This is a genomic window from Citrobacter freundii complex sp. 2024EL-00216, assembly GCF_043945515.1.
Taxonomy (GTDB): domain Bacteria; phylum Pseudomonadota; class Gammaproteobacteria; order Enterobacterales; family Enterobacteriaceae; genus Citrobacter; species Citrobacter portucalensis.
This window is the reverse complement of sequence record NZ_JBIMRA010000011.1, coordinates 91,660-113,324: the sequence shown is the minus strand read 5'-3', so window position 1 is coordinate 113,324 and position 21,665 is coordinate 91,660. Positions and strand designations below refer to the sequence as shown.

Sequence of the window (21,665 nt, the reverse complement as noted above, 5' to 3'; positions counted from 1 at the left end):
CATCAGTCAGTTAGCCTACGCAGGCCCGGGTCATCGCCATCAGCTGGCGTACGTCGTCCGGACGAGTGTTACCACTCACCTTATCAATAATCGAACTATAGATGTGAGGAATGATTTTACTCACTCCGGCATCGAGGGCAATTTGCAGGATTTCAGTGAAATTATCCAGATCGATACCGCCGGTTGGCTCAAGCCAGAAGTCATGACGGGCGCAGGCCTGCGCGACCGCAATGTACTCGTCACGGCATTTCAGGCCGCCCATCGGGAAGTATTTAATTGAGCTACCGCCCATGTCTTTGAGCAGCGCAATCGCGGTTTCTATCGGTACAATACCGTCCGGCGACTGGCTGCTTAGCGGACCAGTGGAGATTTTCACCCTGCCCGGCGTGCCGGTTGGCGAGACCAGACCGTTGACCACTGTCTCCTGCTGGCCCAGCAGCGCGCGACTGGTAGCCACGCCGGTAAAGACCTGATTGACATGCTGTGGCTGCACCTGACGAGAGATTTCACTGACCATCGCCGACTGGTTAGGATCGCCCGCCCCCAGCCCCACGGAGAGCGCATTGTCGATAAGGGCCGCGTATTCACGCATATCCGCTACCGCGCTTGCGACATCCGGGTAATTTTTTGACAACACGCCAACCAGCACGTGTCCTTCCGCCGCCGCATAAATATCCCGGGCATTTTCTTTGGAGCCTGCCAGCACGTTCAGGCAGACGCGGTCGCGATAAAAGTTAGGGGTCAGTTTCATGCGTTTTTCTCCTGCGAAATCACTTCACCAATTCGACGGGCCACAATCTCCAGCTGCGCGCGATCGACGCTACGCACATCGGCTTCGATAATGCCTTCATTGGCTTTGTAACCACGGAAGTAAATCGCGTACTCCCCCTGTTTCAGCGCGTTGACCAGTTCCCCCGTGGCGATCCCGGTTACCGCTTCATCAAACTTAATTTCCGTGCGTGCGATGTCGCGTCCTGCACTATCCCACACCACGCGGGCGCTCACGCCGTTAAGCTGGTTCAACGCATTAATGAACGGCGTCATTTTCTCGACCATCTCCGCGCCGCTCTCTTTCTGCGCGTTCAGATACAGTTCGATGGCGCAGGTCAGGCCAAGAATTCCCTCTTTGCCCACCTTCATCGCCCGGCCAATCCCCGCCGTCTGGCGCTTCACCCACTCAACATATTGGGTTTTACCAATCACCAGACCGCTGGTTGGTCCTTCTATCGCCTTGGCGCCGCTATAAATCACCAGATCTGCACCAACCCGGTAGTAGCACTGCAAATCCTCTTCCGCCGCCGCGTCCACGATCAGCGGCAGATTATGCGTACGAGCCACCACCGCAGCCTGCTCCACGCTGAGCATACTTTTCTGGACGCAGTGGTGAGATTTGATATACAGAATGGCCGCCGTACGCGGTGTAATGGCCGCCGCCAGCTGTGCCGCGGAACATTCGTTGGCATAACCGGCTTCCACTAACTTGCCGCCGCCAAGCGCTACCATGGTGCCCACCGGTGCGCCAAAGTTGACGTTGTGACCTCTGGGCAGCACGATTTCGTTGTTCTCGATGGGCGTGACGTGCAGGTTCTCCAGCAGCCAGTCGCTGTCTTTAACCAATACGCCAGCCACCGACAGGGCGATCCCGGCCGAGGCGCAAGAGACAACCGTTGCCCCTTCCACTTCCAGTAATTTCGCGATGTAGTCGCCGGTTTTATTGACCAGGTCTTTCATCTCGAAATATTGGTTCATCCCCGCCATCGCGGCTTCAACCACTTCTGGTCGCGGCGTGGAAACGCCGAGCGCCGTCATGCGGCCGGAGGTATTAATCACCTGTTTTAAATCGTATTTCTCAAAAATCGAAGGCATGTTCCGCGCTCCCTTGTTCGGTCATATAGCCCTTGCCCGCACGTATTGCGGCAAGCGGCACCAGCAGTTGTTCAGCCTGCAGGCTGTCGTTTTCTGCATCTACCAGCACGGTTGGCTGGCGCTTAAGCGTAAAGAGGGTTAAATCGGCATCCAGACCGACCTGCAGCCGCCCCTTCTGTTTCAGGCGCAGACCATCGGCGGCATTGGCGGTAACACATTCAATGACCTGCGGAAGCGACATCCCAATGGCGAGGAATTTCGACATTACATTCGCCAGGGAATGCACCGGGCCGCTGATACGGTTACGACAGTAAATATCGGAGCTAATGGTGTGCGGCAAAATACCCAGTTCGATAGCGCGTTTTGCCACCGCAAAGCTCAGGCTGGCGGTGCCATGCCCAACGTCCAGACGCACGCCGCGTGAAATCGCCCGCGTCACTGACGCCCGTAGCTCACCTTGCGGTGTCAGAATGCGATTCGGCTTACCGTTGTAACAGTGGGTAATGATGTCACCCGCGCTCAGGCGCTCGGCGATCTCATCCAGGTCCGGCGGGTTGTTGCCGATGTGCACCATCAGCGGCAGATCACCGTTCTGCGCTTGCATCGCTTTGGCGCGATCCAGCGGCGTGATGCCATTTTCACCGACTACGCTGCTGCTCATACGTGCCTTCAGACCGACGATAAAATCAGGGTGGCGTTTCACCGCCTCTCGCACCGCATCAGCGTCAATATTGGCCATGTTGGCCAGCTCGTTCTGGGCAATAAGCCCAACGCGGGAGATATTCAGCAACGCGTACACTTCGGTGGCAGCTTCCCGGGTCAGGGTGTAAAAATCGTCGATGTCATCCGCCCCGGTGCTGCCCGCATCCACTACGGTAGTGACGCCGGTCGCAATACCAACGCTATCCGGCTGGTCGTGATAAATCGGGGATTTCGGGTAGCAATGAACGTGGGAGTCAATCCAGCCTGCGCTGACGTAGCACTCACCGCCCAGCTCGATGGTTTTCAGCGCCGTGCCATTAACGTCACCCAACGCCGCGATCTTGCCGTCTTTGAGCGCAATATCGCTCACCGTATCGTCAACGAGGCGCGCACGGCGCAGGAGTAAATCAAACATGTCTCTCTCTCCTGTTGAAATGGGGGCGGTCGTGTAGGCCTGATAAGCGCAGCGCCATCAGGCGTCATTGCCGGATGGCGGCTGCGCCTTATCCGGCCTACAACGACACACCATCAACTAATGGCAATCGGGAAGATGGACCCGAGGATCATCGCGCCGAGGATCGCCCCGCCGGTAATCGGTTTTTGCCACAGGTAAAACAGCAGCGCGCCTGCCAGAGAACCGATTCCGATAGGAATCGAAGCCGTCATCGCGCTGAGGATAATCAACGGCCCGAGGAAGCGTCCGGAGGCGTTACCGGCCCCCATCATGACGTCCGCACCGTAGGTCGAGTCGCTCTGGTTGATGGTGAACTTACGCGCCAGAATGATGATGTAGCCAATCGCCAGACCAATCACCAGACCGGTGACCAGCGAGGCGGCGAAGTTGGCGACCGGGAAGATAATGCCCGCACCCAGCAGCAGCGCCGGAACACCTAACCCAACCCCGGTCTGAATCGCCCCGCCGATATCCAAAATCCCCACCAGCGAACCTTCAATGATGCGGGCAAACAGGAAGCTTGCGCCAAATGCCGCCACTGCTCCGTAGGATCCGGTATCCATTCCCGCCTTCAGCATCGCCACAAAAGCCACTTCGTTAAATGCGCCAATACCGTACAGGTAGTACATGTGTGTTCCGGCAAACACGCCAGAGGAGAGCAGGCCCACGAAGATCGGGAACGACCAGTCAGCGAACCAAAAACCTTTATTCTGTTCCATGATGACCTCCGTTATTTGCCGCTGAGCGAGTTGTGGATAAGTTCGAGCCAGTTAGGCACGGTCAGATGGAAGGATTCGATCATCTTCATATCGAAGCCACGGAAGAAGCCACTCAGGACAAACAGCGCGACGATAGCCACCATCATCACTTTAGTGACGTGGTTCCAGCCGCTCTCTTCAACACCTTTGCCGATCAGAATGCCGAGAACCAGACCCGGAACGGCGTTACCCATGATCAGCTGCGCCGCGCCGCCAAAAACGGTGGCCCAGAAGCCAGATTTCTTACCGGCGTCGATCGCCGCCAGCCAGAAGATTACTGGCATCACGGTGTTAACCAGCAGGTTAGCCGCGGGCACCAGTACCTTGACGGCGGTAACCTGCAACGCTTCCGGTACGGATGATGCGGTGAGGTTCAGGAAGGTCACCACGATCATCCCGATAACGCCGCAGGCAATTGCCATGCGTTTGGGGTCGTGCAGCGTTTCACCGACGTTGCGATTTTTAATCATCAGCGCGGCGGCGCCCCAGTTGGGGATGATGCGATGGTCGACGTCCTGCGTGAACGCCCCCGCCGCAACAGAGGAAGCCCAAGCGTTAAAGAAGAAACCCAGGCCGAACGAGAAGTGAGAAGCCGGATCCCCTTCGCAGGAATTCAGTTCTCCCAGAGTACGAAACGCGCCCATCCCTTGAGTGGTAGGCGCATGAAACATGCGTGCAGCCCCAGCGCCGACACCAACGCCAACCAACGCGCCGATGATGAGCGATTTTATTAATATTATCAGGAACATAATTATGCCTTTTAATAGAAAAATCAGCGTTGCGTAACGAAATCCACCTTCTCGAGATTGATGGCAGTCACGTTGACGGTCACGTCCAGCTCCACGCTGAAAGTGCGTCTTTCCCGGCGCAAAAAGAGGAATAAAAACGCCTCTTTACGCACCGATTCACGCGCTTGAACAACCTGCACATCCTGTGGCTCAATACGCAGTAAGATATGCGGCGACGCTTTCATCACCGCAGCCTGAACGTGGTTCAGGCAATCGGCAAAGGCACGAGCTTTGGTCTCGCCCTTACCCGTGACTCTCACCGTGGTGGTGAATTGCTCTTTCATGCTTAAGCGCCGTGTTTCTTTTGCCACGCCTGCACCAGGCGCTCGCCGAGCTCTTCTTTGTCCATAAAGCCGAATCCCAGTACGTTGCACCCTTCGTTGATGGCGGTTACCCCTTCATCGACCGAGCGCATGCCGTATTTCGCCTTGTAGCCGTATTTGGTCTGCGCGGTAATCGCACCCGCACCACCGCTGCCGCAAAACGAGATACCAAAGGTGGCGTTTTCCGCTTTCATCACGTCACCCAGCTTCATATCTGCTGCAACGCCCGGCACCACAACGGCACGGCCACCCGCTTTCTCTACGCCTGCCGCCACTTTCTGGCCTTTACCCAGACGATCGCCAATCACTACGGTAATCTGTTCCATCTTTTGCTCCTTAAAGGTTGTCTTTCGCGACTTCGAAGTGCACCGACAGCAGCCAGGCCTCTTCCTCAGGAAGATTGCCAAACTCGGCGACCACGTCGCGGGCAAGCGCCATTGATTCGGCAGATATTTCATCAAACAAGCTGGCATCGACCTCTGGTAAGGGTTCACCCGTTACCGAGCGGTGCGCCATGGCGCGAACATGCGACGTCAGCATCTGTTCCTGTACGGCGTTGGGAATAATGTTGCGTTCACGCAGCAAGGCATACACCTGCGCCAGCATGCGGTCGGCCAGTTCCACCGATTCCCCCATGTCATTCATTACAGCTCCGTTATTCACTCGTCTTACCCCGTTAATGTCTCTGAGGATAAATTAGCGACGGAGGTTATGAGTTTGTAGCAAGTTGTTTTCCACTTCGAAGTGGAAAGGTGTGCAGCGATAGTGATCTGTGCCGCAAAAAGAGCTGGAACCACGATTTATCACTGGAAGAATGTGATTGAGATCGCAAGAGCGAGCAGAAAAATGGAAGGAAGTGCGAACAATGAATGGGCGATAAAAATGAAAAAATGTGATGGGGATAGCGTTTACTTATGGGACGTGCAGTAGCGGGGTGTTGTATCCGACCTACGGGTATGCAGGCCGGATAGCGCAGATTAGCGGAACTTCTTGTGGTTTTCGTTGCGCGTGGTTTTCAGCTCTTCCGCAACGGCTTTCGCCTCTTTAACTTTACCTTCGTTCGCCAGCTTCAACGCACCGTCGATCTGACCGATCAGCGTGTCAAAGCCGTGGCGGAAATCCTTCATCTCCGGGCTGTCCGGGGATTTGTTTTCCAGCTTCGGCGGCGTTCCCTTTTGCGCGTCCAGCGCAGCTGCACGCATTTTGGTTAACGCATCTTTCAGTTCAGTCGCATTATCCGTTTTTTCGACGATTTTCAGGTTGTCGTTGAGGATCCCCATATCGTCTTCAAGATCGGCTGCAAACGCAGAAGAACCAAGAACCAGCGTTGAAGCTGCGACGATCGCTAACAGGTGTTTACGCATTGCTCACTTCCTTTTTTATTATTCAAAAATAAACAAACGCCAGATACCCTCAATAATTCACGCCACAGCTTGAAGTATGACGGGTATTATTGCCCGGCGATCTTCATCTCCGGCAACAGGACCGAACCACACTGAATATTACTGCGCGTTTCAATATCGTTGCCGACGGTGACGATATTACGCCACATCTCTTTTAAGTTACCGGCGATGGTAATTTCACTCACCGGGTACTGAATTTCGCCGTTTTCGACCCAGAAGCCCGCCGCGCCGCGCGAGTAATCGCCGGTAATGCCGCTTACGCCCTGTCCCATCAGCTCGGTAACCACAAGACCTGTGCCCATCTCTTTGAGCAACTGCTCGAAGCTTAGACCCTGTCCCGGAATTCGCCAGTTGTGGATCCCGCCTGCATGTCCGGTGCTCTTAAGCCCCAGCTTACGTGCAGAATAATTGGTCAGCAGCCACTGAGTCAGCACACCGTCTTTAATAATGTCGCGGCGTTCGGTCCGTACGCCTTCGCTGTCGAACGGTGAAGACGCCAGCCCTTTCAGCAGGTGCGGATGTTCTTCAATGGTCAGCCATTCCGGCAGAATTTGCTTGCCCAGCGAGTCGAGCAGGAAGGTGGATTTGCGGTACACCGAGCCGCCCGCAATGGCGCCAACCAGGTGTCCGAACAGTCCGGTCGCCACTTCATTGGCGAAAATCACCGGCGCTTTCATGGTGGAAAGCTTTCGCGGAGACAGGCGAGATAAGGTACGGCGAGCGCAGTCTGCCCCCACCCACTCCGGCGTTTGCAGATCGCCCATCGCCCGGCCAATGGTGTAAGCGTAATCACGCTCCATATCACCATTTTCTTCTGCGATTACGCAGCTGGAAAGGGAATGGCGCGTGGAGCAGTAGCCCTGCAGCATACCGTGGCTGTTGCCAAACACTTTGATACCATAGTGGCTGTTAAAGCTGCCGCCTTCGGTGTTGGTGATGCGTTTGTCGGCCTGCAACGCCGCCTGTTCAGCGCGGGCAGCCAGTTCGATAGCTTCGTCAGGGGAAACTTCCGCCGGGTGGAACAGGTCCAGATCGGGCGCATCAAAGGCCAGCAGTTCTTTATCTGCCACGCCCGCGCACGGGTCCGGCGAAGTGTAACGTGCAATGTCCAGCGCGGCCTGCACGGTGCGTGCAATCGCCTGCGGGCTTAAATCGGTGGACGATGCGCTGCCCTTACGGTTCTGGTGGTAAACCGTAATCCCCAGTGCACCATCGCTATTGAATTCGACGTTCTCCACTTCACCATAACGGGTGCTGACGCTAATACCCGTGGTCTTGCTTACAGCGACTTCCGCGCCATCCGACTTACCTGACGCTAATTCCAGTGCCGTCGAGACTGCTTCTTCCAGAATCTTACGCTGCGCTTCAACTTGTGAGATTACTTTCATCGCAAATGCCATAATGTAGAGAGAGTTTCTCTGAAGTCTAACAGAGAACCGTTTTTCAGTGCGCATCTTAACTGGTAACATTAGCCTCTTTTTTTAAGGAGCCTGACATGACTAAGCAGCCCGAAGACTGGCTCGACGACGTTCCCGGTGATGACATCGAAGACGAAGACGATGAAATTATCTGGGTCAGTAAAAGTGAAATAAAACGTGACGCCGAGGAGTTAAAACACCTGGGTGTGGAACTGGTAAAACTGGGGAAAAACGCGCTGGATAAAATCCCGCTCGATGCGGATTTACGTGCCGCGATTGAGCTGGCCCAGCGTATTAAGATGGAAGGTCGCCGTCGTCAGCTGCAGCTGATTGGCAAAATGTTGCGCCAGCGCGATGTTGATCCTATCCGTCAGGCGCTGGACAAGCTGAAAAACCGTCACAACCAACAGGTCGTTGTCTTCCATAAGCTGGAGCAACTGCGTGACCGTATGGTTGACGGTAGCGATGAAGCTATCGAAGAAGTGATGAACCTGTGGCCTGACGCCGACCGTCAGCAACTGCGTTCGCTGGTGCGTAACGCCAGGAAAGAAAAAGCGGGCAACAAGCCGCCAAAATCTTCCCGCCAGATCTTCCAGTATCTGCGTGAACTGGCGGAAAACGAGGCCTAACCTCTTCGTCCGCCGAAAGTGCCGGATGGCGGTGCAAATACCTTATCCGGCCTACGATCCGTTGTAGGCCCGGTAAGCGTAGCGCCACCGGGCATTTTTTTACTCTTCTTCTGCCTGAGCTTTCTTCGCCAGACCATCCAGCAGTTTTTGATGAATACCGCCAAACCCGCCGTTGCTCATTACCAGAATGTGATCGCCTGGCTGTGCGGTTTTCACCACCATATCTGCCAGTGCATCCACATCGCCGCTCCAGTGTGCCGGCTGAACGCAGGCTTCAGCGACTTCTGCTACCTGCCACGGAATGTGCGGGGGTTGCAGCAGGAACACTTCGTCTGCACGCCCTAACGACGGCGCCAGGTCATCTTTGCACAGGCCCATTTTCATGGTGTTCGAGCGAGGTTCCAGCACCGCGATGATGCGCGCCGTGCCGCCCACTTTACCGCGCAGTGCCGCAAGCGTTGCCAGAATGGCCGTCGGGTGATGGGCAAAATCGTCATACACCATCACGCCATTGGCTTCACCGCGCAGCTCAAGACGGCGACGGGCGTTGATGAACGAGCCCAATGCATTGGCCGCATCCGCAGGCACGACGCCAACATGACGCGCGGCTGCAATCGCCATCAGGCCGTTGTGCATGTTGTGCTCGCCCACCAGGCCCCACTTCACTTCGCCGACTTTTTCACCGTCCAGCCACACTTCCCACTCGGAGGCATCGGTGGTCAGTTTTTTCGCCTGCCAGTGACCTTGTTCGCCCACCAGCTCTTGTTCGCTCCAGCAGCCCATCGCCATCGTCTGTTTCAGATTGATGTCGTTTTCCGGGTAGATGATGCGTCCCTGGCCCGGCACGATACGCACCAGGTGATGGAACTGTTTCTGAATAGCTTTCAGATCGTCAAAGATATCCGCGTGATCGAACTCAAGGTTATTGAGGATCAGCGTGCGCGGGCAGTAATGCACGAATTTAGAACGCTTGTCGAAGAACGCACAGTCGTACTCATCCGCTTCAATCACGAAGAAGTCGCTCTCGCCGAGGCGCGCGGAAACCTCAAAGTTGCCCGGAACGCCGCCGATCACAAAGCCAGGTTTATAGCCGCAGGCTTCGAGGATCCAGGTCGCCATTCCGGCGGTAGTGGTTTTGCCGTGCGTACCCGCAACCGCCAGTACCCAGCGATCGCGCAAGACAAAGTCATGCAGCCACTGCGGGCCAGACATGTACGGAATGTTCTTTTCCAGCACCGCTTCCACGCACGGATTACCACGGGTCATGGCATTGCCGATGATCACCAGGTCCGGCTGTGGGTCGAGCTGGCTGGCATCGTAACCCTGAATCAGATCAATGCCTTGCTTCTCAAGTAAGGTACTCATCGGCGGATACACATTGGCGTCCGAACCGGTTACTTCATGACCGAGCGAGCGCGCCAGCATCGCCAGACCGCCCATGAAAGTGCCACAAATTCCCAAAATATGAATGCGCATACGTCACTATCCTTTTTTAATCTGGGGGCCATTTTACGCACATGTCCGGCAAGTGAGAAACGCATTTCAGGATATTCCGCAGTTTGCTGGCGCGATTCACCTAAGCGCAGCAATGGAAATATTTGTTAATATTGTTGCGGTCGCTTTACTCCACATAAATTGCAGGGAAAGTGTTATGAAAACGTTAGGTGAATTTATTGTCGAAAAGCAGCACGAGTTTTCTCATGCTACCGGTGAACTCACTGCTTTGTTGTCGGCAATAAAGCTGGGCGCCAAGATCATCCACCGCGATATCAATAAGGCCGGTCTGGTCGATATCCTGGGTGCCAGCGGTGCTGAGAACGTGCAGGGAGAGGTTCAACAAAAACTCGATCTGTTCGCGAACGAAAAACTGAAAGCTGCACTGAAGGCGCGCGACATTGTGGCGGGCATTGCCTCAGAAGAAGAAGATGAAATCGTCGTCTTTGAAGGCTGTGAACACGCTAAATACGTTGTGCTAATGGATCCGCTGGATGGCTCATCCAACATCGATGTTAACGTCTCTGTCGGTACGATTTTCTCTATTTACCGCCGCGTAACCCCAGTCGGCACACCGGTCACGGAAGAGGATTTCCTGCAGCCGGGCAACAAGCAGGTTGCTGCAGGTTACGTTGTTTATGGTTCTTCCACCATGCTGGTGTATACCACCGGCTGTGGCGTACATGCCTTCACCTACGATCCTTCTCTGGGCGTATTCTGCCTCAGCCAGGAACGTATGCGCTTCCCGGCGAAAGGCAGCACGTACTCCATTAACGAAGGCAACTACATCAAATTCCCGAACGGCGTGAAGAAGTACATTAAATTCTGCCAGGAAGAAGATAAGCCAACCCAGCGCCCGTATACCTCGCGCTACATTGGCTCTCTGGTTGCGGATTTCCATCGCAATCTGCTGAAAGGCGGGATCTACTTGTACCCAAGCACCGCCAGCCACCCGCAAGGGAAACTGCGTCTGCTGTATGAATGCAACCCGATGGCCTTCCTGGCCGAGCAGGCGGGCGGCAAAGCCAGCGATGGTAAAGAACGCATTCTGGATATCACCCCAGAAAGCCTGCACCAGCGCCGCTCCTTCTTCGTGGGTAACGACCATATGGTTGAAGATGTAGAACGCTTTATCCGCGAGTTCCCGGACGCGTAAGTATCATTCATCGCACGGACGTAGGCCGGATAAAACGCGTAGCGTTGCCATCCGGCCTACAAAATCCATCGTCTGCTTACGCTTTCTGTAGCTTAAATACGGCCATTGCTTCGATTAGCGCTGAAGACTGCTCTTCCAGCGAGCGGGTAGCCGCTGAAGACTGCTGCACCAGCGCCGCGTTTTGCTGCGCCGTTTCATCCATCTGAATTACCGCAATATTCACCTGCTCTATGCCGCGACTCTGTTCCTGGGACGCACTGGCAATTTCACGCATCAGTTTGGTCATACGCATAACCTCGGTCGCGATTTCATCCATGGTTTCGCCCGCCTGCTGCGCCAGTTCACTGCCTTCCCCCACATGGGTGTGCGAATCGCTGATTAGCGTACGGATCTCTTTGGCCGCCTCGGCGCTGCGGCTGGCCAGATTACGCACTTCACCTGCCACAACCGCAAAGCCCCGCCCCTGCTCACCAGCCCGCGCCGCTTCAACGGAAGCATTGAGCGCCAGAATATTGGTCTGGAAAGCAATGCCGTCAATCACGCTGAGGATATCGGCGATTCGGCTGGAACTGCCGGAAATATCGCGCATTTTCTCGATCACATAGCACACCATTTCGCTACCGCGATCGGCAGTATCCGACACCGATTTTGCCAGCTGGTGCGCCTGTTCCGCGTTCTGCGCATTCTGTTTCACCGTCGCCGTGAGTTCTTCCATGCTGGCGGCGGTCTGCTCCAGCGAAGTGGCTGTCGATTCAGTGCGTTGCGCCAGATGCTGGTTCCCGGCCGTCAGTTCACGACTGCCAATATCAATTTGCGAGCTGGCATCGCGTACGCGCTGTACCGAGTCGCCCAGCGCATGGCGCATGTCATCCATTGCCGCGTTCAGGCGGTTGAATTCGGCGCTGGCCGACAACGCGGTAACCGGCGACAAATCCCCCGTTGCCAGACGTTCCAGTTGCTCAACCATGTTATCCAACGGTTTGAGAAACTTATTTCGCAGCATAAACCAAATGACCGCCAGCAATGCGATAGCAGCCAACATTGTAGCGCTCATAATACCGTGATAAATCAACGAGGTAATGACACGGGTAGACGCATATAGCCCCATGCCACCGGTCAGTAACAGAAGGAACGTCAGCAGAGACAATAACACCAACAAACTTGATCGAATTGAAAGGGATTTTGGCATCGTTATATTTCCGGTTGTAGGGTTAAAACAGACCTGTACAGAACCTATCGACTACAACCGGAAAAAGTTTAGGTATTTAAATGTTTTGTGCAAAATCAGGATGTTACTTTGGTGTTGCCGCCGTACCCACTCGGGTAACCGGCGAGCTTTGACGATTTTCCCAAAGCACCGTCAGACCGCGTTGTAACGCTATAAAAATAAACAATAAAATGCCAATCGCGATCTTCGTCCACCAGGAACTTAATGTGCCGTCAAAATTAATGTAGGTCTGGATCAGCCCCTGAATGGCGACACCAAACAACGTCCCTAACACTGTACCGACCCCACCGCTGAGCAGCGTTCCGCCAATCACAACTGAGGCTATCGCATCCAGTTCGACGCCAACGCCCGCCAGCGCATAGCCCGCCTGGGTGTAAATGGAAAAGACAATGCCGGCAAGCGTCGCAAGCCCGGTAGACAGCATATAAATGCGGATGGTGGTGCTGCGGGTTGAGATGCCCATCAGGTTGGCAGAAGTGGCGTTGCCGCCAATCGCGTAAACCTGATTACCAAAGCGCGTACGGTGCGCCAGGAATATGCCGATGACAACAACCGCCAGCATCAGCAATCCCATCGCGCTCAGGCGACCACCGCCGGGAATTTTCCATGCCAGGCTTGAGAGCATGTCATAAACCGGATGGTTAATTGGGATGGATTCTTCTGAGACCAGATAGCTGACGCCGCGCAGGAAGAACATTCCCGCCAGAGTGATAATAAATGCCGGGATCTTCAGCGCATCAATCAGTAACCCCATAAACGCACCAAACGCGCAGCCCATCAGCAAAACCAAAGGGAACGCCAGCAGCGGGGAAATACCCCAATAGCCAATGGCCTTCGCCAGAAATACGCCGGTAAAGGCGATCACCGAGCCAACGGAAAGGTCGATCCCGCCAGAAAGGATCACGAAGGTCATGCCTACGGCAATGATGCCCAGAAAGGCGTTATCGGTCAGGATATTGCAAATGACCCTGGTGGAAGCAAAAGCGGGAAACTGCGTCAGGCAGTAGAGATAACCCAGCACAAACACGCCGAGGGTGATCATCAGCGGTAAATTACGTTTTATCATGACCACGCACTCCTTTTATCAGGCTGATAAAGCGTTGCGACTGCACGACCAGCACACACAACACCACCACGGCTTTGACCACCTGATTCAGTTCCGGCTGGAAGCCCGATAGCAAAATCCCGGTGTTCATGCCCTGAATAATCAATGCGCCTACCACCGACAGCAGCAGGTTAAAGCGCCCGCCCATCAGCGACCCGCCGCCGATAACCACCGCCAGGATGGCATCCAGCTCCAGCCATAATCCGGCGTTATTGGCATCTGCCCCGCGAATGTCCGCCGTGACGATAATGCCAGCGATAGCCGCGCACAGGCCGCTCAGCACATAGGTGAGCATCACGATAATGCGGGTGTTCACCCCGGCGTTTTTTGCCGCACGAATGTTGATACCCACCGCTTCGATAAACATACCCAGCGCCGTTTTCCGCGTCAGCAGCCAGAACACCACCAGCGTGAGCAGTGCAATAATTACCGGCGTGGGGAATAGTAAGAGCGAGCCGCTGCCAAACCATGACAGTTCGGGCGAGTTAAAGGTGACGATCTGCCCGGAGGTGATAAGCTGCGCCACCCCGCGCCCGGCCACCATCAGGATTAGCGTGGCGACAAACGGTTGGATCTTGAGGATGGCCACCAGAATCCCATTCCACAGCCCAGCCAGAATGCCGGAGCCTAAGGCGGCAAGCAGCACTACCGGCAGACTGTGCCCGGCTACCGTCATCGCCGCGGTAGTGGCGCCAGCAATAGCCATGACGGCCCCCACGGAAAGGTCGATGCCGCCGGTAGCAATCACCAGCGTCATACCAATCGCCAACAGCGCCACGGGCGCGGCACGGTTGAGAATATCAATCGGGCTACCGAACAGCCGACCATCCTGCAAAATCACCTGGTAGAAATGCGGAGCGACCAGGCTATCCACCAGCAGCACCAGCAGTAACGCCACCAGCTGTGGCATCCCCTTTGGCCAACGGAACCGCCGTTTAGACGGATTGGATTGAGGGAGAGATTGAGGCATCACCATAGTCTCCTTAGGCCGCAATGGCGTTCATGATCGCCGGTACGGACAGTTCAGCCAGGGGGATCTCGGCCACCTGTTTGCGATCGCGCATAATAATGACCCGATCGGCATAGCCCACTAACTCTTCCAGTTCGGATGAAATGACCAGCAGCGCCAGACCATCCGCGCACAGCGTTTCGATCAGACGGATGATCTCCGCATGCGCGCCAACGTCGATCCCACGCGTGGGTTCATCGAGGATCAGGAACTGCGGTTTGGTCAGTAACCAACGCGAGAGCAATACTTTTTGCTGATTGCCGCCGGAGAGAAATTCGATCGGCTGCTCAGCGTTCGGAGTACGAATACCAAGCTGGCGGATAAACCGCTCGGCAATCTCGTTTTGTTCTTTCCGTGGGATAGGCCGCAGCCAGCCGCGCTGTGCCTGCAATGCCAGAATGATGTTTTCCCGCACCGAAGCGGCGGCAATAATGCCATCCGTTTTGCGATCCTCCGGACAGAAACCGATCCCCAGACACGAAGCCTGATGTGGCGATCGCAAGGTCTGCGGTTTGCCTTTGATCAGCGCACTTCCGCTGTCGGCGGGTTTAATACCGAAGATCACCTCCGCCGTTTCCGTTCGCCCGGATCCCAGTAGTCCGGCGAGACCGACGATCTCACCGGGACGCACCTGTAGATCAAATGGCGCGATGGTGCCTTTTTTGCCAAAGCCGCTGAATGCCGCCACCGGTTTATCACTCAGCAACGTGCGGCCCGCACGCTGTAGCGCATGGGTATCCAGTTCACGGCCCAGCATCATTTTGACCAGTTCGATCTGAGGCAGTTCTCGGGTTTCACGGCAGCCAACGAAGCCGCCGTTACGCAGAACGGTAATGCGATCGCTGACCTGATAAACCTGATCAAGAAAGTGGGTGACGAAGATCAGGCTGACGCCCCGATCGCGCAGATGTCGCATCAGGCCAAACAGCATTTCAACTTCCTGAGTATCAAGGCTGGCGGTCGGCTCATCGAGGATCAGCACTTTCGCAGAGAGATCGATCGCCCGACAGATGGCGACGATTTGTTGCATCGCCACGGAAAAGCGGTTCAGCGGCTCGCGCACGTCGAGGGAAAAACCGTATGACGCCATCAGCTCCGTCGCGCGTTTTTCCATCTGCTTGCGCTGAAGCAGGCCAAAACGCCGCGGCTCACGGCCAATAAATAAGTTATCGGCAACCGACATATTGGGCAGCAGGTTCACTTCCTGGTACACGGTGCCAATCCCCAGTTGCTGGGCATGGGCGGTGTTTTTGGGGGAAATCGGTTGGCCTTCGAGCCAGATAGTGCCGCGATCGGCATGGTAAACGCCGGTCAGCGCTTTGATGAGCGTCGATTTGCCGGCTCCGTTTTCTCCCAGCAGCGCCATAATCTCGCCACGACGCAAGCTGAAATCCACGTTATCCAACGCTTTGACGCCGGGAAAGAATTTGCTTAATCCTTCAGTGCGGAGGATTTCCTGATGTTGGTCGGTGGTCATGGTTCCCCCTGCATCACGCCGGATGGCGCTACGCTTATCCGGCCTACAAAAGAGCGTAATGTAGGCCGGGCAAGCGCAGCGCCCCCGGCATTTTCATGAAGGCTTAGTAGCCCATGTTTTTCTTCTTCTCTAACTCTTCTTTTGCCGTATCCGGCAGATAGAGGATCGACTTGGTAATGGTCAGCTTCTCAGGCATCGTGCCGTCTTTTTTGAATTTCTCCAGCGCGTCGAATGCCGGGCCGGCCATATTCGGCGTCAGTTCGACGCTGGCGTTGGCTTCGCCGTCAATCATCGCTTTGTAGATATCCGGTACGCCATCGATAGAACCGGTGAGAATATCTTTGCCAGGTTTCAGGCCCGCTTCTTTGATCGCCTGAATCGCACCGATCACCATGTCATCATTGTGGGCGTAAACCATGCAGATGTTCTTGCCGTTGTTTTCCGCTTTGATAAAGCTCTCCATCACTTCTTTCCCTTTACTGCGGGTGAAGTCACCGGACTGAGAGCGAATAATTTTGATGTTTGGCGCACTGGCAATAGCTTCAGCAAAGCCTTTCTTACGATCGATCGCCACGCTGGCCCCAACGGTCCCTTGCAGCTCAACGACGTTACACGGCTTGCCGTCCACTTGTTTAATCAGCCAGTCGCCGATCAATTTACCTTCCAGCACGTTGTCGGCGGTGACGGTGGTCATATAGAGAGATTTGTCTTTTACATCGATGGAACGATCGAGCAAAAAGACCGGAATGTCGGCATCTTTAGCTTCTTTTAAAACCGGCTCCCAACCCGTTGCCACGACCGGCGCAATAAAGATGGCGTCGACGCCCTGCGCAACAAATGAGCGAACTGCTTTAATCTGGTTTTCCTGCTTTTGCTGGCCATCAGCGATTTTCAGCGTAATTCCCCGCTTTTCGGCCTCGCTTTTCGCGACGTTGGTTTCTGCGGCGCGCCAGCCGGATTCAGAGCCAACCTGCGAAAATCCTACGGTTAAAGGGGCTGCCATTGCCATAGACGACATGGCTGCCGAAACTGCTGTGACTAAAAGTAAGCGCTTCCACATAAGTGCGTCCTCGTAGGGTGATTATTGTTGGTTAATTAACCGTTGCGAAAAAACTATAGACAATTGAGCATGTAACGGATTGCGTTACATCACACTTCAAAAAAGTAAATAAAACGTTAATCACAACTTTGTAATCGCTTTCATCTCACTATGAAAAATGCGGCTGAAGATATGGATTTTTCTGTCACGAGAGAGAGGTAAAAAGAAGAAAATGCACGCAGAGAAAGCGAAAACAAGCGGAGACATTCCGCGCGAGTTGGCTATAATACCCGCCACTTGTTTGCCATAGCTTATTTAAAGGAAACAGACATGAGCTTACTCAACGTCCCTGCCGGTAAAGACCTGCCGGAAGATATCTACGTTGTTATCGAGATCCCTGCGAACGCAGATCCGATCAAATACGAAGTTGACAAAGAGAGCGGCGCCCTGTTCGTTGACCGCTTCATGTCCACCGCGATGTTCTATCCGTGCAACTACGGTTACATCAACCACACCCTGTCTCTGGACGGTGACCCGGTAGACGTTCTGGTCCCGACTCCGTACCCGCTGGAGCCAGGTTCAGTGATCCGCTGCCGTCCGGTTGGCGTACTGAAAATGACCGACGAATCCGGTGAAGATGCGAAACTGGTTGCGGTACCGCACACCAAGCTGAGCAAAGAATACGATCACATCAAAGATGTGACCGACCTGCCGGAACTGCTGAAAGCGCAGATCACCCACTTCTTCGAACACTACAAAGATCTCGAAGCGGGCAAATGGGTGAAAGTTGACGGTTGGGACAACGCTGAAGCTGCTAAAGCTGAAATCGTTGCTTCCTTCGAGCGCGCGAAGAAGTAAGTTCGCTTTCTAAGTCAGCATAACTGATTGAAGCCCCTCGTTTTATGAGGGGCTTTTTTTGATGCAGTGACTCGCCCTGAATGGTGATGCATATACGGATCAATCGATCCCTCGCCACCACTTATTCAAAGAAGCGACTTCACTTAGCAAAGCACAATCATCCAGAACATTGTCATCTCTGAGTTTAGGATCAGAACAATAAAGATCTAAAGCTGTAAATACGCTATCTACATACAATTTTGTATTTTCATCAATTTCATTTATATCATCAGAGTCCCTATAATTTCGCCAGGCAACACTATATTGCTTATCAAACTCTGAAGCGGATAGCACACCGGAAAGAAAGGAATCGATTAACCACTGACTGGCATTGGTCATTCTGCTATTAATCTCCTGAATGATGGTTTTTTACATACTCATGCCCTTCATCAGTAACTCGATAGTCAGGTTGAGTAGCATTTTCGATATCAATGATTTCTACAAGGCCCTGATCAGCCAAGCTATTAACATTTCTGACTACATTACCAAAACCTGGAATATCTCTTACAGAAAGTACCCGATCAAGAAGATAACAATTCCAGTCTTTGTCTTTCTCAGCCATAACTTTCAGTACGTTAAATTCAATATTCGCAATCATTTATAACATTACGCCATTAACTTCAGATAGGGTTTAGTTTCAAAAAAAAGATCCTGCTCCTTTTCATTAATTAATACATTTTCTCCTAACGGTATTTGTGTTCTTGAGATTCTCACTCCGTGACTACACGATTCACACCAAATGAGCCTCCAGCCAACATAACTATCTACGAACCCAAAGTATTGATAAGAAAGACCTTTAGAACCAAAAACTAAACAATCAGTAGATGCGAATAAACTGTTATCCCTTGGTATGTGATTCATCCAGTCATGATATGTAATTGACTTCATTTATTGATTGAATCTCTTTATACATATAATCACAGGCATCATCTTCCATAATAAATTCGACAACTCTCGTTCTTACCACTTTTAAACTATCCATTTATCAATTTCAAAATCAAGGTATAACTACTCATTAGGCAATCCTCCGTTTAGTGAATAGAGAGGTTTTGATACCTTTTCTTTCTCAAGAAGATTTTTAACTCATTTTCTTTCATAATAAAACCATAGCCCCATATTCTCCGCAGTCATATGGTCACGGAATATAAGTAAAATCTTTGGTCAGTTGCTCCGATGATAGAGCCAAAGATGCAATAGTCTTTCCTTCTTTGTCACAAAACTCAACTTCGTAAGCTAATGACGGTGAGTAATACACATCAATAACTGCACCGACCTGACCCTTCGTTAAACCATCGCCTGGCAAATCAACATTCAGAAACACAACGTCTAAAGGTGATAATTTCATTATTTAGCCTTACTATTTTACATAGATGGTCGTCATACGAGGCACTAGCGAGTCAGTCTCATACATCCAACCTGTACGAACTATCGCGGTTTCTCCGTTCACCCCAATAATCGGTATATCGACGGACATTCTTTGACCAAATTTATCATAGGCCCCTAACTCAGCAGAGCTAGATATGATTCCCTGCTGAACTCTGGAAACTAAGATCCCTGCATTAGATGGGTTAAAACCCAAAGCTGATTCGAAAACTCTCGCTTTATTCCCCCCAACAGGATGCTCTGGATTTAAAGCATAAGATGCCATTTTTTTCGGATCGATAACTGCATGTTTGGCATTGAGTAATGTTCCAGCCTCTGATGTGAACCCTTTTAAATAAGGGGATTCAAGGGATGGAATCTTACTATAATTCGATATCTCAGCCAGCGCACTGGCCGTACTCAACTTACCAATCCCTAACCCTGCAGTTATTGAAGCCCCCGCAATCAGCAATCCCTTGGTCTGGTCATTAATTATCTGATTAAAACCGATAGGTGCATCACCCCCCAATTTTTCTGCAGTGTCCCTGAACCCCTCGATGTTGCCGTTATAAATCCCCCCTGCCGCCAGCAGTCGACCTATACCAGCGCTGTTAAGGGTTTGAGTCTGGGGTTTCGGCACAGGAACAAACAACTTATTGTATTCTGCAGGCAGAGCAAGATAGCTAAACTCAGTATTACTTATCAGATGTTTACTGAGAATATAATCATAATCAACAGATATTGTTTCTGTATGTATCTCGTCTTTTATAACTCTCATCTGAATGCTTGATATCGATGCACCTCTGAGCTGAATATAATAATATCTCTCCCATTGACCATATCTATTTATGCGATAAAACCAAAACTCTAGAAACAGGTTTTCATTGTTATTAATCGCATTCATTAATAGTGGTGAGCTTTTATCTATTTGCTTACTGAATGTTAAGTTCTGTAGATTCGTACCGTTACCTGTACTCGCTACTCCTGCAACCAGAGAAAAAACAAATATTTCATTCACATGATTCTGTTGCCAACAATTACCGACTGAATCAGTTGTGCCACATCCATCAGAAATATCGGCTTGTTGTTCACCAATAAGTTTAAGATAAACAATATTGCTCATCCATTACTATCCTCCATGTTAGTAAATTTATACCCTGAGTAATATTGCCTATGGCGTTAAATTATTTATGCCAGGCAGATCAAATTAAATAATTTTTTATAACTATAAATACGGAGAATATTATTTCAGGAATAATTAGATATATTGATTAACATAACCTCATTGCAGTAACGTCAACTGAGCTATCGTGATTTTTGCTGTAAATACCCACACATAAAACATTCCTATAAACACCTACCAGATTGGGTAGTCACATTTCATTTATCTTAATTGCGAATGAGATTAGATCTCATTATCATTCTCAGCATGTAAATAAATGTGAATAAAAGTCAATGAACCTCCACAATGTGAAGTCCCTGAAACGCTATTCCTGCGTGGCTCTCGCCACAGCACTGTTATTTACCAGCCTGTCCAGCGTGGCGCAGACGCTACCTGAGCAAGATTTTCTGACCCGCGACGTTGGCAACGGCGTGTATGAACTGGCGGTTGATAGCCAGCAGAATGCGCTTTTTGCTGCCTCGTCGCCGTCGTTTGATAAAGATAAAACCAGCGGGCTTATCTATAAACTCGATCTGGAGAAGCTCACCACGACTGAAGTTATCGAAACCAGCCGTCGTGCCTTTGCCACTGCCCTGGATGCAGGAAACCAGGTGCTCTATGTCGGCAACACGCTGGAGGGTTCGGTCACGCTCATTGATACCCGCAGCGGTAAAGAGCTGGCGATACTGCAACTGAGCGAAGCCAAAAACCCGAAAGAAATTGTCCATACCCGCGAAATGGTGCTCGATAAACAGCATCACCGCCTGTACGTTTCCGGCGTGGCTGAAAAGGGTATTGTCTGGGTGGTGGATACGCAAAAGCGCGAGAAAATCGCCACCCTTGAAAACATGGGCCAGTATCCGACCGGCATGGCCGTAGATGCCAATAAGAACCGCCTGTATGTCGTAAATGGCCGCAACGAACTTATTACGCTGGATACCACTAACCATCAAATTATTAACCGCTTTAGTATTGAGCTAGGCAAAAAACATTTTTTCCTGAATATTGCTTTGGATGCAAAAAATAATCGCGCATTCCTGACCGATCCTGATTTAGCGGATGTACTGGTTGTTGATATTAATACCGGTAAGGTTATTGCCCCCATTAAGGTTATCAACTCGCTGGCAGTGATATATAACGAAAAGCGCCAGGAAGTGTATATCACCCACCGTAATGCAAAGCGCATCAGCATTGTGGACAGCAAGACTTATCAGGTAAAACAAAGCATTGAAACCAATGCGTTACCTAACAGCCTGGCGCTCTCGTCTGATGCCAACACCCTGTATGTCAGCGTCAAACAGCCGGAAAAAATGACCGGTGTGAAGCCCGACTATGTGCTGAAAATCGACCTCTCCAAATATTAATAATTAAAAACGCTTCTGACACCTTGCAGCT

General features: G+C 52.2%; 24 protein-coding genes. 4 read left to right on the top strand and 20 right to left on the bottom strand.

Going from position 1 to position 21,665, the window contains the following annotated elements; translation table 11 throughout:
- Positions 1–10 precede the first annotated feature (10 nt).
- From ACHHZ7_RS15820 to pmbA, 10 genes are all read right to left on the bottom strand, one after another.
- A complete protein-coding gene (locus tag ACHHZ7_RS15820; RefSeq protein WP_060682829.1) occupies positions 11–751 on the bottom strand; it encodes a KDGP aldolase family protein in 741 nt (246 codons plus the stop codon).
- Entirely contained in the window at positions 748–1,866 is a 1,119-nt protein-coding gene (locus tag ACHHZ7_RS15815) for a DgaE family pyridoxal phosphate-dependent ammonia lyase (protein ID WP_060682830.1), read from the bottom strand. Before ACHHZ7_RS15815 ends, ACHHZ7_RS15820 begins: the two co-directional genes overlap by 4 nt.
- Positions 1,850–2,983, bottom strand: a complete 1,134-nt coding sequence (locus ACHHZ7_RS15810; RefSeq protein WP_060682831.1) for an amidohydrolase/deacetylase family metallohydrolase — start codon at positions 2,981–2,983, stop codon at positions 1,850–1,852. Before ACHHZ7_RS15810 ends, ACHHZ7_RS15815 begins: the two co-directional genes overlap by 17 nt.
- 113 nt (positions 2,984–3,096) lie before the next feature.
- Positions 3,097–3,741, bottom strand: coding sequence for a DUF4310 family protein (locus ACHHZ7_RS15805; protein ID WP_003830379.1), 645 nt, complete (start codon positions 3,739–3,741; stop codon positions 3,097–3,099).
- 11 nt (positions 3,742–3,752) lie between these two features.
- Positions 3,753–4,529 (bottom strand): DUF4311 domain-containing protein, encoded by a 777-nt coding sequence (locus ACHHZ7_RS15800; protein WP_003025764.1) that lies wholly within the window; start codon positions 4,527–4,529, stop codon positions 3,753–3,755.
- Positions 4,530–4,552: 23 nt separating this feature from the next.
- Complete coding sequence (locus ACHHZ7_RS15795; RefSeq protein ID WP_060682832.1) at positions 4,553–4,852, bottom strand: DUF4312 family protein; 300 nt, start codon at positions 4,850–4,852, stop codon at positions 4,553–4,555.
- 2 nt (positions 4,853–4,854) lie between these two features.
- Positions 4,855–5,217: an SFCGS family glycine-rich protein gene (locus ACHHZ7_RS15790; RefSeq protein WP_003830384.1), complete on the bottom strand. Its 363-nt coding sequence runs from the start codon at positions 5,215–5,217 to the stop codon at positions 4,855–4,857.
- A gap of 10 nt (positions 5,218–5,227) precedes the next feature.
- On the bottom strand, positions 5,228–5,536 hold the full coding sequence (locus ACHHZ7_RS15785; protein ID WP_003025758.1) for a glycine dehydrogenase: 309 nt from the start codon (positions 5,534–5,536) through the stop codon (positions 5,228–5,230).
- 332 nt (positions 5,537–5,868) lie between these two features.
- Positions 5,869–6,255 (bottom strand): cytochrome b562, encoded by a 387-nt coding sequence (cybC, locus tag ACHHZ7_RS15780; protein ID WP_003025756.1) that lies wholly within the window; start codon positions 6,253–6,255, stop codon positions 5,869–5,871.
- A gap of 86 nt (positions 6,256–6,341) precedes the next feature.
- Positions 6,342–7,694 (bottom strand): metalloprotease PmbA, encoded by a 1,353-nt coding sequence (gene pmbA / locus ACHHZ7_RS15775; protein WP_003830385.1) that lies wholly within the window; start codon positions 7,692–7,694, stop codon positions 6,342–6,344.
- Positions 7,695–7,789: 95 nt separating this feature from the next.
- Here pmbA and yjgA point away from each other — a divergent pair, with 95 nt between their 5' ends.
- On the top strand, positions 7,790–8,341 hold the full coding sequence (yjgA, locus tag ACHHZ7_RS15770; protein WP_008786039.1) for a ribosome biogenesis factor YjgA: 552 nt from the start codon (positions 7,790–7,792) through the stop codon (positions 8,339–8,341).
- A gap of 99 nt (positions 8,342–8,440) precedes the next feature.
- On the opposite strand, the gene mpl is transcribed toward yjgA, so the two are convergent.
- Positions 8,441–9,817, bottom strand: a complete 1,377-nt coding sequence (mpl, locus tag ACHHZ7_RS15765; protein WP_060682833.1) for a UDP-N-acetylmuramate:L-alanyl-gamma-D-glutamyl-meso-diaminopimelate ligase — start codon at positions 9,815–9,817, stop codon at positions 8,441–8,443.
- A gap of 175 nt (positions 9,818–9,992) precedes the next feature.
- Here mpl and fbp point away from each other — a divergent pair, with 175 nt between their 5' ends.
- Positions 9,993–10,991, top strand: coding sequence for a class 1 fructose-bisphosphatase (fbp, locus tag ACHHZ7_RS15760; RefSeq protein WP_003830390.1), 999 nt, complete (start codon positions 9,993–9,995; stop codon positions 10,989–10,991).
- 76 nt (positions 10,992–11,067) lie between these two features.
- Here the strand turns inward: fbp and ACHHZ7_RS15755 are convergent, their stop codons facing one another.
- The 5 genes from ACHHZ7_RS15755 to ytfQ form a co-directional block, all read right to left on the bottom strand.
- Positions 11,068–12,180 carry a methyl-accepting chemotaxis protein gene (locus ACHHZ7_RS15755; protein WP_081003607.1) on the bottom strand — a complete coding sequence of 371 codons (1,113 nt, stop codon included), beginning with the start codon at positions 12,178–12,180 and terminating at the stop codon, positions 11,068–11,070.
- A 103-nt stretch (positions 12,181–12,283) separates the two neighbouring features.
- Positions 12,284–13,285 (bottom strand): galactofuranose ABC transporter, permease protein YjfF, encoded by a 1,002-nt coding sequence (gene yjfF / locus ACHHZ7_RS15750; RefSeq protein ID WP_048215066.1) that lies wholly within the window; start codon positions 13,283–13,285, stop codon positions 12,284–12,286.
- Positions 13,272–14,294, bottom strand: coding sequence for a galactofuranose ABC transporter, ATP-binding protein YtfT (gene ytfT / locus ACHHZ7_RS15745; protein WP_003830397.1), 1,023 nt, complete (start codon positions 14,292–14,294; stop codon positions 13,272–13,274). The genes yjfF and ytfT overlap by 14 nt, the downstream gene beginning before the upstream one ends.
- Positions 14,295–14,307: 13 nt before the next feature.
- Positions 14,308–15,810 carry a galactofuranose ABC transporter, ATP-binding protein YtfR gene (gene ytfR, locus ACHHZ7_RS15740; protein WP_048212855.1) on the bottom strand — a complete coding sequence of 501 codons (1,503 nt, stop codon included), beginning with the start codon at positions 15,808–15,810 and terminating at the stop codon, positions 14,308–14,310.
- A gap of 103 nt (positions 15,811–15,913) precedes the next feature.
- Entirely contained in the window at positions 15,914–16,870 is a 957-nt protein-coding gene (gene ytfQ / locus ACHHZ7_RS15735; RefSeq protein ID WP_003025728.1) for a galactofuranose ABC transporter substrate-binding protein YtfQ, read from the bottom strand.
- A gap of 309 nt (positions 16,871–17,179) precedes the next feature.
- Between ytfQ and ppa the strand changes: the two genes are divergently transcribed.
- A complete protein-coding gene (gene ppa, locus ACHHZ7_RS15730) occupies positions 17,180–17,707 on the top strand; it encodes an inorganic diphosphatase (protein WP_003025726.1) in 528 nt (175 codons plus the stop codon).
- 99 nt (positions 17,708–17,806) lie between these two features.
- Here the strand turns inward: ppa and ACHHZ7_RS15725 are convergent, their stop codons facing one another.
- From ACHHZ7_RS15725 to tssD, 4 genes are all read right to left on the bottom strand, one after another.
- Entirely contained in the window at positions 17,807–18,085 is a 279-nt protein-coding gene (locus tag ACHHZ7_RS15725; RefSeq protein WP_060682834.1) for a colicin immunity domain-containing protein, read from the bottom strand.
- Between the two features lie 7 nt (positions 18,086–18,092).
- Positions 18,093–18,344, bottom strand: a complete 252-nt coding sequence (locus ACHHZ7_RS15720; protein ID WP_071845223.1) for a MarR family transcriptional regulator — start codon at positions 18,342–18,344, stop codon at positions 18,093–18,095.
- A 537-nt stretch (positions 18,345–18,881) separates the two neighbouring features.
- Entirely contained in the window at positions 18,882–19,091 is a 210-nt protein-coding gene (locus ACHHZ7_RS15715; RefSeq protein WP_060682836.1) for a DUF4926 domain-containing protein, read from the bottom strand.
- Between the two features lie 12 nt (positions 19,092–19,103).
- Positions 19,104–20,231 (bottom strand): type VI secretion system tube protein TssD, encoded by a 1,128-nt coding sequence (tssD, locus tag ACHHZ7_RS15710; protein ID WP_060682837.1) that lies wholly within the window; start codon positions 20,229–20,231, stop codon positions 19,104–19,106.
- Between the two features lie 332 nt (positions 20,232–20,563).
- Here tssD and ACHHZ7_RS15705 point away from each other — a divergent pair, with 332 nt between their 5' ends.
- Complete coding sequence (locus ACHHZ7_RS15705) at positions 20,564–21,634, top strand: YncE family protein (RefSeq protein WP_060682838.1); 1,071 nt, start codon at positions 20,564–20,566, stop codon at positions 21,632–21,634.
- Positions 21,635–21,665: the final 31 nt, after the last annotated feature.

Excerpts from the sequence above, each read along its gene's own strand:
- fbp (WP_003830390.1), top strand. The coding sequence starts at position 9,993 with ATGAAAACGTTAGGTGAATTTATTGTCGAAAAGCAGCACGAGTTTTCT.
- ACHHZ7_RS15795 (WP_060682832.1), bottom strand. The coding sequence starts at position 4,852 with ATGAAAGAGCAATTCACCACCACGGTGAGAGTCACGGGTAAGGGCGAG.
- ACHHZ7_RS15785 (WP_003025758.1), bottom strand. The coding sequence starts at position 5,536 with ATGAATGACATGGGGGAATCGGTGGAACTGGCCGACCGCATGCTGGCG.
- ytfR (WP_048212855.1), bottom strand. The coding sequence starts at position 15,810 with ATGACCACCGACCAACATCAGGAAATCCTCCGCACTGAAGGATTAAGC.
- ACHHZ7_RS15725 (WP_060682834.1), bottom strand. The coding sequence starts at position 18,085 with ATGACCAATGCCAGTCAGTGGTTAATCGATTCCTTTCTTTCCGGTGTG.
- ACHHZ7_RS15815 (WP_060682830.1), bottom strand. The coding sequence starts at position 1,866 with ATGCCTTCGATTTTTGAGAAATACGATTTAAAACAGGTGATTAATACC.
- ACHHZ7_RS15805 (WP_003830379.1), bottom strand. The coding sequence starts at position 3,741 with ATGGAACAGAATAAAGGTTTTTGGTTCGCTGACTGGTCGTTCCCGATC.
- ACHHZ7_RS15705 (WP_060682838.1), top strand. The coding sequence starts at position 20,564 with ATGAACCTCCACAATGTGAAGTCCCTGAAACGCTATTCCTGCGTGGCT.
- ppa (WP_003025726.1), top strand. The coding sequence starts at position 17,180 with ATGAGCTTACTCAACGTCCCTGCCGGTAAAGACCTGCCGGAAGATATC.
- yjfF (WP_048215066.1), bottom strand. The coding sequence starts at position 13,285 with ATGATAAAACGTAATTTACCGCTGATGATCACCCTCGGCGTGTTTGTG.
- ACHHZ7_RS15755 (WP_081003607.1), bottom strand. The coding sequence starts at position 12,180 with ATGCCAAAATCCCTTTCAATTCGATCAAGTTTGTTGGTGTTATTGTCT.
- mpl (WP_060682833.1), bottom strand. The coding sequence starts at position 9,817 with ATGCGCATTCATATTTTGGGAATTTGTGGCACTTTCATGGGCGGTCTG.
- ytfT (WP_003830397.1), bottom strand. The coding sequence starts at position 14,294 with ATGCCTCAATCTCTCCCTCAATCCAATCCGTCTAAACGGCGGTTCCGT.
- ACHHZ7_RS15720 (WP_071845223.1), bottom strand. The coding sequence starts at position 18,344 with ATGATTGCGAATATTGAATTTAACGTACTGAAAGTTATGGCTGAGAAA.
- ACHHZ7_RS15790 (WP_003830384.1), bottom strand. The coding sequence starts at position 5,217 with ATGGAACAGATTACCGTAGTGATTGGCGATCGTCTGGGTAAAGGCCAG.
- cybC (WP_003025756.1), bottom strand. The coding sequence starts at position 6,255 with ATGCGTAAACACCTGTTAGCGATCGTCGCAGCTTCAACGCTGGTTCTT.
- yjgA (WP_008786039.1), top strand. The coding sequence starts at position 7,790 with ATGACTAAGCAGCCCGAAGACTGGCTCGACGACGTTCCCGGTGATGAC.
- ACHHZ7_RS15800 (WP_003025764.1), bottom strand. The coding sequence starts at position 4,529 with ATGTTCCTGATAATATTAATAAAATCGCTCATCATCGGCGCGTTGGTT.
- tssD (WP_060682837.1), bottom strand. The coding sequence starts at position 20,231 with ATGAGCAATATTGTTTATCTTAAACTTATTGGTGAACAACAAGCCGAT.
- ACHHZ7_RS15820 (WP_060682829.1), bottom strand. The coding sequence starts at position 751 with ATGAAACTGACCCCTAACTTTTATCGCGACCGCGTCTGCCTGAACGTG.
- ACHHZ7_RS15715 (WP_060682836.1), bottom strand. The coding sequence starts at position 19,091 with ATGAAATTATCACCTTTAGACGTTGTGTTTCTGAATGTTGATTTGCCA.
- pmbA (WP_003830385.1), bottom strand. The coding sequence starts at position 7,694 with ATGGCATTTGCGATGAAAGTAATCTCACAAGTTGAAGCGCAGCGTAAG.
- ACHHZ7_RS15810 (WP_060682831.1), bottom strand. The coding sequence starts at position 2,983 with ATGTTTGATTTACTCCTGCGCCGTGCGCGCCTCGTTGACGATACGGTG.
- ytfQ (WP_003025728.1), bottom strand. The coding sequence starts at position 16,870 with ATGTGGAAGCGCTTACTTTTAGTCACAGCAGTTTCGGCAGCCATGTCG.